Source organism: Rheinheimera muenzenbergensis (genome assembly GCF_036984005.1).
GTDB classification, from domain to species: Bacteria; Pseudomonadota; Gammaproteobacteria; order Enterobacterales; family Alteromonadaceae; genus Alishewanella; species Alishewanella muenzenbergensis.
Window position 1 is genome coordinate 154,108 of sequence record NZ_JALAAR010000003.1, and the last position, 13,502, is coordinate 167,609.

Annotated in this window: 13 protein-coding genes; 1 reads left to right on the forward strand and 12 read right to left on the reverse strand. The window is 45.9% G+C overall.

What is annotated here, in order from left to right; all coding sequences use genetic code 11:
• Window positions 1-13: 13 nt before the first annotated feature.
• Window positions 14-400 (reverse strand): hypothetical protein, encoded by a 387-nt coding sequence (locus MN202_RS04710; protein ID WP_335734937.1) that lies wholly within the window; start codon window positions 398-400, stop codon window positions 14-16.
• An 84-nt stretch (window positions 401-484) separates the two neighbouring features.
• On the opposite strand from MN202_RS04710, the gene MN202_RS04715 reads away from it, so the two are divergent.
• On the forward strand, window positions 485-703 hold the full coding sequence (locus MN202_RS04715; RefSeq protein WP_305977478.1) for a hypothetical protein: 219 nt from the start codon (window positions 485-487) through the stop codon (window positions 701-703).
• A 31-nt stretch (window positions 704-734) separates the two neighbouring features.
• Here MN202_RS04715 and MN202_RS04720 read toward each other — a convergent pair whose 3' ends face one another.
• The 11 genes from MN202_RS04720 to MN202_RS04770 all read right to left on the reverse strand — a co-directional run bounded on the left by MN202_RS04720 (window position 735) and on the right by MN202_RS04770 (window position 13,397).
• A complete protein-coding gene (locus MN202_RS04720) occupies window positions 735-1,142 on the reverse strand; it encodes a hypothetical protein (protein WP_335734938.1) in 408 nt (135 codons plus the stop codon).
• A 125-nt stretch (window positions 1,143-1,267) separates the two neighbouring features.
• Entirely contained in the window at window positions 1,268-2,134 is an 867-nt protein-coding gene (locus tag MN202_RS04725) for a restriction endonuclease (RefSeq protein WP_335734939.1), read from the reverse strand.
• Between the two features lie 79 nt (window positions 2,135-2,213).
• Window positions 2,214-3,704 carry a class I SAM-dependent DNA methyltransferase gene (locus MN202_RS04730; protein WP_335734940.1) on the reverse strand — a complete coding sequence of 497 codons (1,491 nt, stop codon included), beginning with the start codon at window positions 3,702-3,704 and terminating at the stop codon, window positions 2,214-2,216.
• A gap of 1 nt (window position 3,705) precedes the next feature.
• Window positions 3,706-4,518 (reverse strand): hypothetical protein, encoded by an 813-nt coding sequence (locus MN202_RS04735; protein ID WP_335734941.1) that lies wholly within the window; start codon window positions 4,516-4,518, stop codon window positions 3,706-3,708.
• A complete protein-coding gene (locus tag MN202_RS04740; RefSeq protein WP_335734942.1) occupies window positions 4,515-6,278 on the reverse strand; it encodes an AAA family ATPase in 1,764 nt (587 codons plus the stop codon). The genes MN202_RS04735 and MN202_RS04740 overlap by 4 nt, the downstream gene beginning before the upstream one ends.
• A gap of 2 nt (window positions 6,279-6,280) precedes the next feature.
• Window positions 6,281-8,056: a restriction endonuclease subunit S gene (locus MN202_RS04745; RefSeq protein WP_335734943.1), complete on the reverse strand. Its 1,776-nt coding sequence runs from the start codon at window positions 8,054-8,056 to the stop codon at window positions 6,281-6,283.
• Window positions 8,053-10,833: a type I restriction endonuclease subunit R gene (locus MN202_RS04750; protein ID WP_335734944.1), complete on the reverse strand. Its 2,781-nt coding sequence runs from the start codon at window positions 10,831-10,833 to the stop codon at window positions 8,053-8,055. The genes MN202_RS04745 and MN202_RS04750 overlap by 4 nt, the downstream gene beginning before the upstream one ends.
• 190 nt (window positions 10,834-11,023) lie before the next feature.
• Window positions 11,024-11,419 (reverse strand): hypothetical protein, encoded by a 396-nt coding sequence (locus MN202_RS04755; protein ID WP_335734945.1) that lies wholly within the window; start codon window positions 11,417-11,419, stop codon window positions 11,024-11,026.
• 13 nt (window positions 11,420-11,432) lie between these two features.
• Window positions 11,433-12,260, reverse strand: a complete 828-nt coding sequence (locus MN202_RS04760) for a restriction endonuclease (protein WP_335734946.1) — start codon at window positions 12,258-12,260, stop codon at window positions 11,433-11,435.
• 9 nt (window positions 12,261-12,269) lie between these two features.
• Window positions 12,270-13,004, reverse strand: a complete 735-nt coding sequence (locus MN202_RS04765) for an NYN domain-containing protein (protein ID WP_335734947.1) — start codon at window positions 13,002-13,004, stop codon at window positions 12,270-12,272.
• Window positions 13,005-13,085: 81 nt separating this feature from the next.
• Entirely contained in the window at window positions 13,086-13,397 is a 312-nt protein-coding gene (locus tag MN202_RS04770) for a hypothetical protein (RefSeq protein WP_335734948.1), read from the reverse strand.
• Window positions 13,398-13,502: the final 105 nt, after the last annotated feature.

A 13,502-nucleotide genomic window follows, 5' to 3' on the forward strand; every position in this document is an offset into this window, starting at 1 on the left:
AATAATTGAAAATTTAAAGCTCGGTGTCATATTCCATATCCTGCAGCAGCCGCTTAGAGGCGGCGCTAACGCCACGCAAGATACTGATATCGACAGCACCAATAAGTACTGGATTAGCGACGACCCTACCTGCTTTGCGGTAGTCGTCATGGTTACAAATAATGCGGATATATCGTTTTAACAGCTCTGGAGGCGTGCTGTCGCGCTTTAACTGCTTCTTAAGGCTTTCAGTAAATTTCTGGATGCTGGCATCTTCATCATCCTCATCTTCTTCGTTCAACTCGCAATAAATCACTTCGGCCAAGCGGGCTTTAGTCCAGCCCATCTGTTTTTGCATAGCAATTATTTCGTCTTGCAGCTGTTTAACCTGCTTATTGTCCCGAATTGTCCCTGTCGGCAATTTAGTATCACTCCTGTTCGCAGCAATGGTGCTGCGGGCCAATCAAAAACGTTATCAATGCGTTGATACGCAAAGGAGATTCAAATGTCTACACCTATGACAAAAGCAGCCGCAGCTCGCATTCAATCAGCCACCGCAAAAGCAAACGGCGGTGTGGTGCCTAAAGGCTCATTTGCTGCTAAGGCGACCAGTGCAGCTGCTAAAAATGCCGCCTCACGCCCTGCACCACCAAATGGCCCAAGCAAAACCGGCAACCCATCAGGCGGTGGCCGTGGTAACAACCCACCAGCAAAAGGCAAATAAGGCTTAGCTAAGGCCGGGGCAACCCGGCCTTTTAGTGGCAGCTTTTTAAGTTTTTGCTAAACAGCTCCACAAACTCTGCAGACTGCCGTTTTAAATCCTTACCGCTAACATCAGGCATGGTCTTATCCAGTGCGCAAGCACAAGACCGGGTTAAACTCTGCTGCATATTCTTCGTCAAATTCACACCAGGTGGGTTAGAGCAATAACTAATAATTTCGTAAATTGCTGCCGATGGATAGCGGTCGGCTTCAAAAAATTCGCGGTCAATTTTTTGGCCAATAATGGCCGTACCCACCAAAATTAAGCCGGTAGAAAAAATAGAGCCCGTGATCTTTCTAAACGAAAAACCAGCAAAGCTCTTTTGGCATTTGTGGCAGCTGATATTTTCGGCAAATTCGATGGTGTTGCCGGTGTCGCAATGGGGGCATTCGATGTTCATTACTGCTTTGTGTCCTTACTACTTTAATCCAAAGGTACGTGATGCTGTTCTTCTTAAGCTTAATATCTCTGCATTTAGCTAACCTGGGGTAAGAGTCAATTTTAAAGCGTTCTCAATCAGACCACTTAAATAGTTGTAAACCAGTCAGATTGTACCGTCACCTTCTCAACCATCTCGGTTTTGACCCCCAGTGAAAGCTCTTTTAGCTTATCCGCGAGCATATCACCGTCTAGAAGGTCAATCGGGGCTGCGCCTATACGGTTCGCCTCTTCGATTGCCGCACGCGTGAATGTGCCTGTCGTGATAAATAAACCACGATCAGCAACACCTATTGTTGCTCCTCTGAAGTTACGGATCTCAGGTGCAGTAACAGAGCCTTGGTATTTTTTACACTGAAAGGCTATATGAAAGCTCATTAAGCCGTTTATACGCGCTATACCCTTACCATCAATGCCACCATCACCAGTTCTACCGGTCACCTGGACATTTATAAAGCCAGATTCGCGCAGCAGACGCTGTGTAAGCCGCTCAAATGCATCTGGCGTCATCTGGTTAATCAATATGTGATGAAGTTGCTCTCGCCATTCCAGTGCTTCTTCAGGCAGTTCATCTTCAGGAATAACTTCAGCACCAGCAGGCGTTACTGCTGTATCTGTTAAACGGCCCTGAACCAACCGTACAATATAATCAGGGTCTACTGTGGGGTGTTCATGCCCTAAATCTGTTAACGCCCAGACACCACGTGCAGAATTTAGCAAATAACCAGCTTGCCTTAAGTAAGTGCGGGCCCAAGCTAACCTATAACCCACTTCAGTCTGATTTCCGCGTTCAGGGTTGTGTAATACGCTAGTAACTTCTTCAGAGAAACCTTCAAGCTCAATTACCTTATCAAGTAGCTCTGCGTTAGATGCAGAGCCGCCGAGTTCACCTAATGCCCGTAATAATGGGTTCATCAGTTGATCGTAAGTTACTGGAAAATTTTCTCTGGTCACGGTGGCTTCCGGCATTACATAACTCCGTGTAATCAAATTTGACAACTAAAGATTAGGCAACTGATTAACCCTTGTGCCCTCAACCAACAGCAACATCTCTAAATGACATTAAAGCCGCTTCTAGATGCTCAATGATTTCTTGCTGTAACACATCCGGAGGTGGCAAATCGTCAAGGTTATCTAAGCTATCATCCTTTAACCAGAAGATATCTAGGCTTGCTTTGTCCCGGGCAATCAACTCATCGTAACTATAATATTTGAAACGTTCAGTTTCTGTTCGCTCATGTCGATTTTCAGGGTTGTAACAAGTCACAAAGTCTTGCAAGTCGTCCAATTTGAGCGTGCGTGTTTTTAAGGTGAAATGCTTGTTTGTACGTAAATCGTAGAACCAAACACCTTTGGTATGTACGTTACCATTCTTTGGTTTAGCATCAAAAAACACCACGTTTGCTTTAACGCCTTGAGCATAAAAAATACCCGTAGGCAGGCGTAAAATGGTGTGCACATCACAATTTTCTAGTAATTTGCGGCGAATTTTCTCTCCTGCACCACCTTCAAACAGCACGTTGTCGGGTAATACTACAGCTGCTTTACCGGATACATTTAACATACTGACGATATGCTGCATAAAATTCAGCTGTTTGTTCGACGTAGTTTCCCAAAAGTCCTGGCGTTCGTAGGTTAATGCATCTTTGTCTTCTTCACCGTCTTCGTTGGTAATGGTCATGCTACTCTTTTTACCAAATGGAGGGTTGGCAAGAACATAATCCACTTTACGCTTAGGTTCAGAAATCAAAGCATCTGATCGATCAACTGTAGGTTCACCATCCAGTTCACCAATATTGTGCAGAAATAAATTCATCAAACACATACGGCGGGTGTTGGGAACTATTTCGTTGCCGAAAAAAGTTTCTTTTCGCAAAAACTTAGCTTGTGCAGTGTTTAATTTTGGCAAATCACGCTTTAACCAATCAGCGTTTTGTTTTAGCCAGTCACCTGTTCCAGACAACCACTCATTGGCAACCAGGAAAAAGCCGCCTGTACCACAGGCTGGGTCAGCAATCGTCTTCATTGGCTGTGGGCGGATACAAGCCACCATAGCTTGAATGATGGCGCGTGGGGTAAAGTATTGGCCTGCGCCACTTTTGGTGTCTTCCGCGTTTTTCTGCAACAGGCCTTCGTATAAATCACCCTTAGTATCCGCATCCATACTAATCCAATTTTCGGCATCAATTAGCTGCACTAAGCGCGAAAGCTTTGCAGGGTCCTGAATTTTGTTTTGCGCTTTAAAGAATATCGCGCCAAGCATTCCGGGTTCTTGCCCCAGTTTGTGTAGTACCGACAGATATTGCGCTTCTAAAGGCTCACCAACCTTGGATGTCAAACTAGGCCAGTCGTAGCCCTTTGGCACGTGGGTATCGCGATTGTAAGGCTCCTGCGCATATTCATGGGCAAGCTTCAGAAACAACAAATAGGTCAGTTGCTCAAGGTAATCACCATAACCTACGCCATCGTCGCGCAGGGTGTGACAGAAGTTCCAGACTTTCTGGACCAAGGTATTTGTGTTCATATTATGCCTCTAAAAGTTCTTGTATCCACGGATGCGCATCACTTCGTTGACCCCGTAGAAGAAAATGCATGTCGCCACTGTAAGGCGAATCACGATCAATGGCACGCCGCAGTCGCGCAGCTACCGCTTTGAAATCATGTTCACGAGTTTGGTCTTGTGCCGCGAGATCGAATAAACGTTTACCTTCGTCAACATCTGCCATGAGTTGCACAGCAGCGGCATGCCGCCTTTTACACGTTGGCTCGTAGTGCAAATGATAAATTTCAATCGATGCATCTGCCCGTCGTTTGGCTATAGGATCCGCACTGGTAGCACAAGGCTGGCCGTTTTCTTGGTGGCAACCCAGCAGACGCCAATCACCCAGTTCGCACGGGTCCAGCAGCAGCGGCACCTCTGCCGCTACCGCACCAGCAGCGTAAACTCGCAGTATTTCGTTCACCAAGGGGAAACGATCCGCTTTACCACCCGCAGTGCCATTAGTTTGATCTTTACGCCTGCTGTTGCAGTAAGTACACGCGTAACGAAAGTTGCTGTCATCAAAAGCTAACCAACGGTAGCCGCTATGAGGATTTTCCGCATCGCTGACGCTATTCTTTGGCCTAAAATGATCAACGGCGTTATCGGAGCGGTCAACCGGTGATTCGCAAAACCAGCATTTGTCGTGTAACAAATCTGCCAATCCATCTTTTAGCTCGCGCCAGACCGCAGATCGGTCATTCGGATCGCCACCGGCTGCCACATGCTGTGCTGCAGCTTGAGCACGTTGGTTCCAACCTACTGGTTTAATCAATTTGGCACGGTCTACGTACCTCATTTTTCTCGCCCTTTATTAGAACTCGGCAGTTCATTGACAAGTTCGCCAATCAGGCGTTTGGCCAAACTTTCACGATCAGTACGAGGCATTTGCACAACCTGCTTGGCGAGCGCCTCAGGCTTATCAGTTTTAAAGTGCTCAATGAGGATGTCGTTTCGTAGGCGTAGATAACGCGAGTACTCATCATCGGGATGAAAGAAACGAAAACCAAGCCGATCCAGCTGAGAGTTAATGTCGTCCAACTCAAGCTGTTCATCTCGCAAAAGTTTATCTTTTGCTGCAAAAGCGCGCTGTTTTTCCAGCAGTTCTTGAGTTGGCAAATCCAATGACGATGCAATGCCAAACATATCGCTGGTTACAATCGCTGCGTAACCCATGCCACGAGGTGCCATTTCGGGATAACACGCCACGATTTGTCGTTGCTCATCCGATTTTTGCATTCGCAAGATTTGAACCTGTTCACGGTCAAGTTCAGCAATTGCTAGGGGATTGTGGGTAGTTAGCAGGATATGGCTGGTTTCCTCTTGACGAGTGCCACTAGCAATAAACTGCTTGAGATACGAGATGTAATCCACACTCCAACGCGGATTCAGATGGGTATCCGGCTCATCCAATAAAAATAGGCTTTCATCTTCTGCTGTAAATCGCAGTAGGCCCAGCACAGTTAACAGTTGCTGCTCGCCCTCACTCAACTCTCGGAAGGTAACACTGCCATCATTCTTTTTCAGACGGACACGAATGCGCACCTCTTCGATTAGTTCAGATACATAGGTGCTCTCTAAATCACGAAAGAACTGAGCTGGCGATTGCTTGCCCACCAGTTGACGAAGGGCGGCAATATCCTTAACAAATAGATATTTGAATTTAAGTTTTTTTTTGTTCCAAATAGAAGTCGATACACTTCGACTGACTTCTACAGGAGCGATCGCGATATCATGGAGCCTCGATAAAAAGTCACTTACAACGCCACGAGCATTCCAAAAGCGTGAGTCTCCATCTTTTGCTTTGGATTTCCAAGGTGGTTGACGTAACACAAACAACACGGACTCGATACCTTCTTCACGATCGAGCCCTAAATGTTGATCGAGAAATTCACGAATTACATCAGACTGTTGGATCAAAAACGCCAACAACACAAACTGACTATGGACAGGCATGGCATAAAACAGACGCTTTAGCCCAGGATCTTCGCCATTCCTTAACTTTTTATCGTATTTTTCCAGATAAGGCCTGAAAATTTCATACATCCGGCTACTTTCACCTGAGTAATAGGAGAAAACGTAGCGAGGCAAATATGAACTGTCATCCTTTAAAAATTCAGATAAGTGGATTCGACACCTGTTGAGCGTTGGATGTAAGGCTATGTTGTGCACTTGTGCATCGACATAATATCCCAATTGCAGATTCTGGGTTGCAGTTAGCTTACAAACATCGTCAATATCTTTCTCTGAGCCTGAAAAAAATTGGATTACGTCACCTCGATCGGGATCTGAGTCTATGTAGACACTACGCAGATTTTCACCATTCCCCATGCGGTAGCGAAGTTTGAAAGCAAATGATGGTCTTACCTTCAATGCTATTAAATCACGAAAGATTGTGGCGAGCGCTTCCAGCACGTTGGATTTGCCCGTGCCATTCCAACCAATAACGACGGTTACCCAATGATCTTGATCAAAATCGATAGTGACATTTTTCAGATTTTTAAAATGATGTGTAGGGCTATCCTTGCTGCTTCCGATTGTAAGCTTGTTTAAACGCATGCTTAATCCGCCCTAAGTTTCAGTTTGTCATAGAGTTTCCGGCCTTGCTTATCCTTAACAGGCTCAACCTCTAGGCGCTTAGCTTTATCAAGTTCGCGTAACTCAGCATACAACTCTTCAATGCGGTTAGTCTCTGCGCCATCTGCCACACCACAACGACGAAACGCTTCTTGTGCAGGCAGCCAATCACCAGCGTCTTTCAACACGTCCATCAGTTTACTCGCCACAATGGTGATCTCCTTATTTGGTTTTGTTTTTCGCACCTTGGGTTGTTTGGTCAGTTCGGCTCGCTCAGCACGGATTCGCTCAAGCAATACACTGGCTGGTTCATCATTTTGATCTTGGGGGACCAACTGTCCGGCAAAGGCGGCTCGCAGGATATTTTGACGCTGTGCAGCAGATTGCTTTAGTGAGTGAACAATGTGGATTTTTAGCTCGTCACACTTTGCAAAACATTCTTCGATACAATCGTTTAAAGCAATTTGCTCTGCTGCTGGCGGTAACGGAACCGGCAATCTAGAAAACTTGCCTGCACTTAAGTGATTTATACCGACACCACCGGAAAGCTTGCTAAAAACCCCAAGCTTCTGCATGGCTAAAAATGAGTAAAATGCATACTCAGAGCTGATGCCTTGAGGAGAGAAACGTAGCACAGTGTTTTGGAAACAATACAAACCTTCGGTATGTTTCCAAATTGCAGGGCGTCCAACATGCTGAGGACTTCCAGAGGCTTCCGTGAGTAAAACATCGCCAAATTTCAGGGCAAAAGTTTCTTTTTCTGTTTCAGAAAACTCCATTTCAAGCACATCGTTTAAATCAACACCTGCCTCAGTAATGTTCGCTGCACGAATGTACAAAGTTGGATTGGCTTTCCCGACTTTGTTTGGAGATCTTTGTCGACCAAGCTGAACATTCCCGAGTTGCTCCACACTCGCCCAGACCCAACTGTCTGGTAACTCTGGTAAGTCTGTGGTTTCTGGTTGCACTGGTTCTGGGTATTTCTTTTGCCAGTCTTTTGACGGGGCTTTGCCTTGTTCTTTGAACTTTGCCAGTTGTTTTGCTTCCCAGCGGGCGCGGCGTTCGATCAAGATTCGTTCGAGTAACTGTGCGCCGGTTTCGGTAGCTTTGTTGTTTTGCCGCCACTCAGCAGTCAGCACGCCTTCAACAGCGGCTTTTAACAATGACTGTCGGTACTGCACCAACTTTTTCTGTGCGGTTTTAAGTTCGCTAACACCAGCATCAAGATCTGTGAGTAACTCTTCTAATTTTGTAACTATTCGTACCTGCTCGTTAATTGGTGGCAGCGGAAAAGGTACATTCTCAATGTCTGATTTGCGAATAGACGGCACTACTGACGCTCTGGCATCAACATCAAATTTTGTTGCTACCGAAAACCAATACAAATATCTGCTTGCTAACCTAGCTTGTGGTGCGCTAATCCCCATAAGGTTATTATCAATTAAGCACGTTTTTGGAGCCAAGGCTCTTCTGTTTAGTCGAAGAGCTTCACCGATTTTGGCAAAGATAACTGCACCTTCTGGTACTGGTTTTGCTTTTATGTAGTTTGCATCAGCATATGATAGAGAATGCTCGGTGCTTAATAGCTGGGTTGAGTTTGCAAGCCAAGCAATAGACACATCCTTCACCTTGTAAAAAGGTAAATCCTGATCTGATAATCCTTGCATGTCCACCGGGAACCCAGCCCCTGAGTGAAAGTCACAAACTGCCCCGATTGACGTAATAATCCAATTGCTTGGGTAAGTTACAAATTCACTCACGCCACCAGCTCCGTATTCATTTCATTCATTAAGGTATCCAAATCTTTACCGAACAGGCCCCAGGCTTTTTGCAGGCCGCCTTTGTCTGCCAATTCGGCATAGTCAAAATCATCGCGGCTTATGCTGCAGCTGCTGGCAATATGGTCTTTCATTAAGCGCAGCCATTCGGTTTGTTCTGGTGAAAAGGCGGTGCCACGCTGCGCGTTGTGGCGGAAAATCCAGGCTTGGAAGCGTTTATCCACGTCATCGGCAAATGGCTTAAGCTCAGTGTCCAGCCCTATGGCAAAGCGCACTAATGACACTAAGTCGGTAAGCTGACGCTGCCGGTCATTGCCCTTCACTGCTGTTGTTTGCACACGGGTATAAGCACTCCACAAACGTTCAGTGGTGAGCATGATAGGCGGTTTGCTCAGATGCTCGTGCAGCTCTTCAATCATATCAAAGGTGAGTGTACGGCGCTGATAAGGTTGCTGGTAGAAGAAGCTAAGCGCTGCAATTTCGTCCTTGTGGGCGGCAATATAGTCGGTAAAGCTCTGGATTACCTTATTAGCTTGGGTTTCGGCCTGCTCGGAAAATCCGCTAAAGGTTACTTGGTCGAGGTTAATGTGGTCAATTATTTGCTCTCGTTCGCGCCGAGCATTTTCTAGTTCATCCCGCAGCTCTGGCCTGTCAAAAGGAGCACACGCTGCCGCAACCCGCTGCGCCCTTGCTGCTTCAAGTTCTTCTGGCAATAAAGAATCCTCGGTGCGGGTTATACCTTTTGCTTTGGCTGTTTCTAATGCTGTTTGTACTATGGCGTCTGGGTCTAACGCCGTGATCAGCGATTTACCCATTGCCCCTACTGAGATGCCGCCGCTAACTTTTTCAATTCGCGCTTTTGCTTTATCATCTAACTGTTTGGCTAAACGTACCAAGCGGTTTGCTAGGGAAAGCACCGTATCGTCATCGCGACTACCCATAGCCACACCTTGCAGCAAGTCTTTCATGACAACGCCAGGCTTTTTCTCCAGTGGACGACTTTCCGTTTTAAGGGATTTCTCTACGCCCACTGCGTCAATCAATACAAAACGGGTTTTGGCACCATCAGCGCTGTTGCTGACCCTTTTTAGGCTTTCACCATCTAGACTGCGCACTCCCCGGCCTTTCATTTGCTCGTAATAACCTTTGCTGCGGACATCTCGCATAAAAAGTAGGACTTCAAGCGGCTTTACATCCGTGCCGGTTGCAATCATATCAACGGTAACAGCAATTCGTGGGTTGTAATCGTTGCGAAAACTACTTAAAACACTGTCTGCGTCCTCTTCGGCTCTGTAAGTTACTTTTTTACAAAATGCATTACCCTGCCCGTATACCTCACGCACCATTTTAATTATGTCATCCGCGTGGCTGTCAGTTTTGGCAAAAATCAGTGTTTTCGGTGTTTCTTTACGCGATGGGAAAATCTGTGTCTCAACAGCCGTTTTCATCGCCTGTATCACTTGCCTGATTTGACTCGGGTTAACCACCGACCTGTCCAATTCTTTGCCTGTATACGCAGTATCTTCTTCCGTTTCTGCCCAGCGCTTTTTGCGCGTAGCACGGTCGCGGTGGTCGACCCACTCTTTAGCTTTTAACTGCGCGCCTTTTTGAGTAACCTCGGTCTCTATTTCATACACGTCGTAACCCACGTTCACGCCATCAGCAACAGACTGCTCGTAAGTGTATTCCGCTACGATATTCTCATTAAAAAAGCCAAACGTACGTTTATCAGGGGTGGCTGTAAGGCCTATCAAACTTGCATCAAAATAATCCAAGACCTGTTTCCACAGGTTATAAATGCTGCGGTGACACTCATCGATAACAATAAAATCAAAGGTTTCAACCGGTACTGCTGCATTATAACGGACAAGCTTTTCTTGCTTATTGGTTTGTTGTACTTCGTTTAAAGATACATCTTCAGCAGACTCATCAATGGGCACGCCAGACAGAATGGAATACATTCGCTGAATGGTACTGATACACACCTGAGCATGCGGGTCGATACTGGGTGATGCTAAGCGCTGCACATTATAAAGCTCGGTAAATTTGCGCCCGTCATCTGGCGGCGTATAAGCCATAAACTCTTGATGCGCTTGTTTGCCAAGGTTTCGGGTGTCTACCAGGAATAAAATGCGTTTGGCACCGCCAAACTTAAGTAGCCGGTAAACAGAGGTAATGGCCGTAAATGTTTTACCCGCACCGGTAGCCATATGCACTAACGCGCGTGGCTTGTTGAGTGCTAGCGAATGTTCAAGCCCAGTAACTGCACTGATCTGACAATCGCGTAAATTTAGTTCTGGTAAAGCAGGCATCTGTTTGGCTAAACGATGACGTAGCGTTGTGTTTTGCGAAGTCCACAGCGACAATGTATCTGGTTTAAAGAAGTGAAAAATCTCGCGTGAGCGGGGGATAGGGTCTGCGCTATCTGTAAAGTGAATAATTTGACCGGTAGCTTCAAACAAAAAACGTAAAGGCGTGTTATCTTTTCGCCACTTTAAATTTGCCGTTGCATAACGCTCAGTTTGATTTTCAGTTGCAGTTAAATTTTCACCTGCACTGTCTTTCTTAGCTTCTATTACGCCAACGGCATTGCGGTTTACAAACAGTACATAATCAGCAGGACCTGTATCAGTAGGATACTCACGCACAGCTACCCCTGCAGCAGCACCTAAGTTCAACTGCTTAAGATCCTGTATCACCCAACCGGCTTGCTCCAGCTTTTGATCAATAAGTAACCGGGCTTTTGTCTCAGGTGTCATATTCTACTGGCCCCTAGTCTTGATGCTTTCGTGCGATAGCATCCATCTTTTTATAAAACAAAGCATTGCATGTAGATTCAATTGAATCGTACCGCACAAAGGCAGTTTTGCGAACTTCTCTTATGTCAGGCCGCTCAGCATGTTCCGGTAAGAGGATTTGATGCAGTAACGTGCCATAATTAATTTTTTGCTACGCAGCGACCAGTAGTGTGCACAAAGTGACAATAAGTGCCAAGACAGAAACCCTGAAGGCATTCGCTGTTAACTTACTAGTCTTTTCGGCCTCTTTAACCGCCAGATAAGAAAGGTAGCTAAAATAAGCATTAGCGTTCAGTTGCCAGTACTGAGGGTCATTTGATAAATTTTGCTTATCAATCGTAGTATATCTTTCGATACTTCCAGGTTCTTGCGGGTCTAAACAGATATCTTTCATAATTTTGGCAATCTGATAATTGCTTAAACCGTTAAGATCATTCGCAGCCTGATGCAGGCCGAAAGCCTGCTTCAGCTCCGCTTTTTCTAGGATATACTCTGTAACTCTAAGTACAGCGGGTTTGGGCTTATAAATTTGCTGCTTCTTAATCATATTACCCACTTAATTACGCCGCTCTTGTACCGCGACAGGAAGGATATCGTACGCAGCCATAAAACTGATTACCTGCGTTAGGGCCTTTTTTGGCGGTACGCAATACCATGTTGCTACTGCATGCCGGGCACTGAATCGCCGAAGAAACAGAGCTAATTACCGGCCTTTCTTGCAATGCTTCGCGGCCTTGTATTGAGCTGACTAACAGCCTGCCATCAATCAGCTGGATATTTTTGCCATCCGCAAAGGTTTGCGCTTCATCAGTAAACTGACCAGAGGTCACCACAAAAGCACCTTGAGCGTGCTGTGCCATCATTACGCCATATAGTTCACGCACCACATTTACCGGCACCTTACTGGCTTTCCAATGTTTGCATTGCACCAGGTAGGTTTTGCCGTCGTCGCCTTTCAGGTGTAGATCAACTCCGCCATCAGCACCTTGGGCTGTTTCAGTTACGTTGTAGCCTTTCTCACGAAAAAATTGCCCTACCAGCATTTCAAACTCACGCCAGCTTATTGGTGCCAGTACATCTTTTGTAGGTATCGCATCAAACCTAACGTTGTTAAGCAATTTCTGCCGTTTCGCATTTGCCAGCAGTGAGGCCACAGCCCCGGAAATCAAAACTCCTGGAAGAATGAATCTGCCATAGTAAGCAAAATAGTAGGTCAATGACCCGGTTACATGGGCCATCGGCTTTTTAGGATCAATTACCGGCATTACCGCCAGGCTATCCAGATAGATATAGAGCCCTATAGCTATTGATATGCTAAGCCACCATGGAAGGAGGCTAGCGATGCCATATAGATCTTCAATAAAACTGGATTTTCGACGTCTGCTCATTTATCTACCTTACTTCGCGATAATAACTTTTGCAGATTGTTTGCTGCGTTTTTTATCCCTTACCCAAAGCACTGAGCCATTGGTTTTTCTCATTTCAAACAAGTCAATTGCCATAAACAAATCACTGAGTTTTTTAAAGCCATAATTGCGCTGATCAAAAGAAGCATGGTTGGAAATATGTGAGCCGATAGGACCAAGCATTGCCCAGCCTTCTTCCTCCTCCACCGCTTCTATAGCCTGGCGCAGAAGATTGATAAGCTTGGTATCACTCTTGATATTGCTGGTGGCTTTTTGCACCGGCACTGACAAGGCTTCTGGCTCATCTAGATAGAGAAAACGCGAACAACTGTTTACAAAGGCCAAAGGAGCTTTGCGCTCGCCAAAACCGATAACAAATTTGCCATCAGCTAAGGCCCTTGTAACTAAAGGGGTGAAATCACAATCAGACGATACCAGGCAGATAACATCAACGTTTTTGGTATACAGCACATCCATCACATCAATAACCAATGCCATATCGGTGGCGTTTTTACCCTTGGTTAAATCAAATTGCTGGATAGGCTGAATAGCGAAATCGTGCAGAATATCTTCCCAAGGTTTTAGCTTGGCACTTTTCCAGTTACCGTAAGCCTTGCGGATATTGACCACGCCATAACGGGCTAACTCAGATAACACCTTATCCATTTTATTCGCAGGCGCATTGTCAGCATCGATAAAAACGGCGATTTTTTCCTTATCTTTCAATTTCGTTATCCTTAACTGCACACAGCATTTGTTCCGACTCTAGAGCAGCAAGATTTTCTTTGCAACTTCTAATAACAAGCATTAGCGCAGCCGGTTAAACGCTGGTTCGTCAAAGTAATCATAATCACCCAGCTTTAACGCCTGTTGGCGGCGGGTTTGCTCTTTGGGCTTACGCTCGGCAATGCTGACGCCGAACACGTCCTGGTGTACCTGCTCCATCAGTTGCTGTACTTCTGCACGGCTGCAAAGCGCTAATAATTCACCGGCGTGGATAAAACCCTGAGTGCGCAGGCGTAGATCTGTATTGTCTTTATCCGCCTTGCTGGCCTGAAAGATATCGCTAAATTGCTGCTTTGAGTTGATGAAAAACAGCTCGCGCTGGGCGTAGTTCATTTACTCTCCTTATTTTGCTTGAGGTGGCATCCCTGCCCGGTTAATCCCTGTTACATCCTGTCGATGCGTCCTGCATCTGCTCCTGGTCTACTGTAACTGTCATCA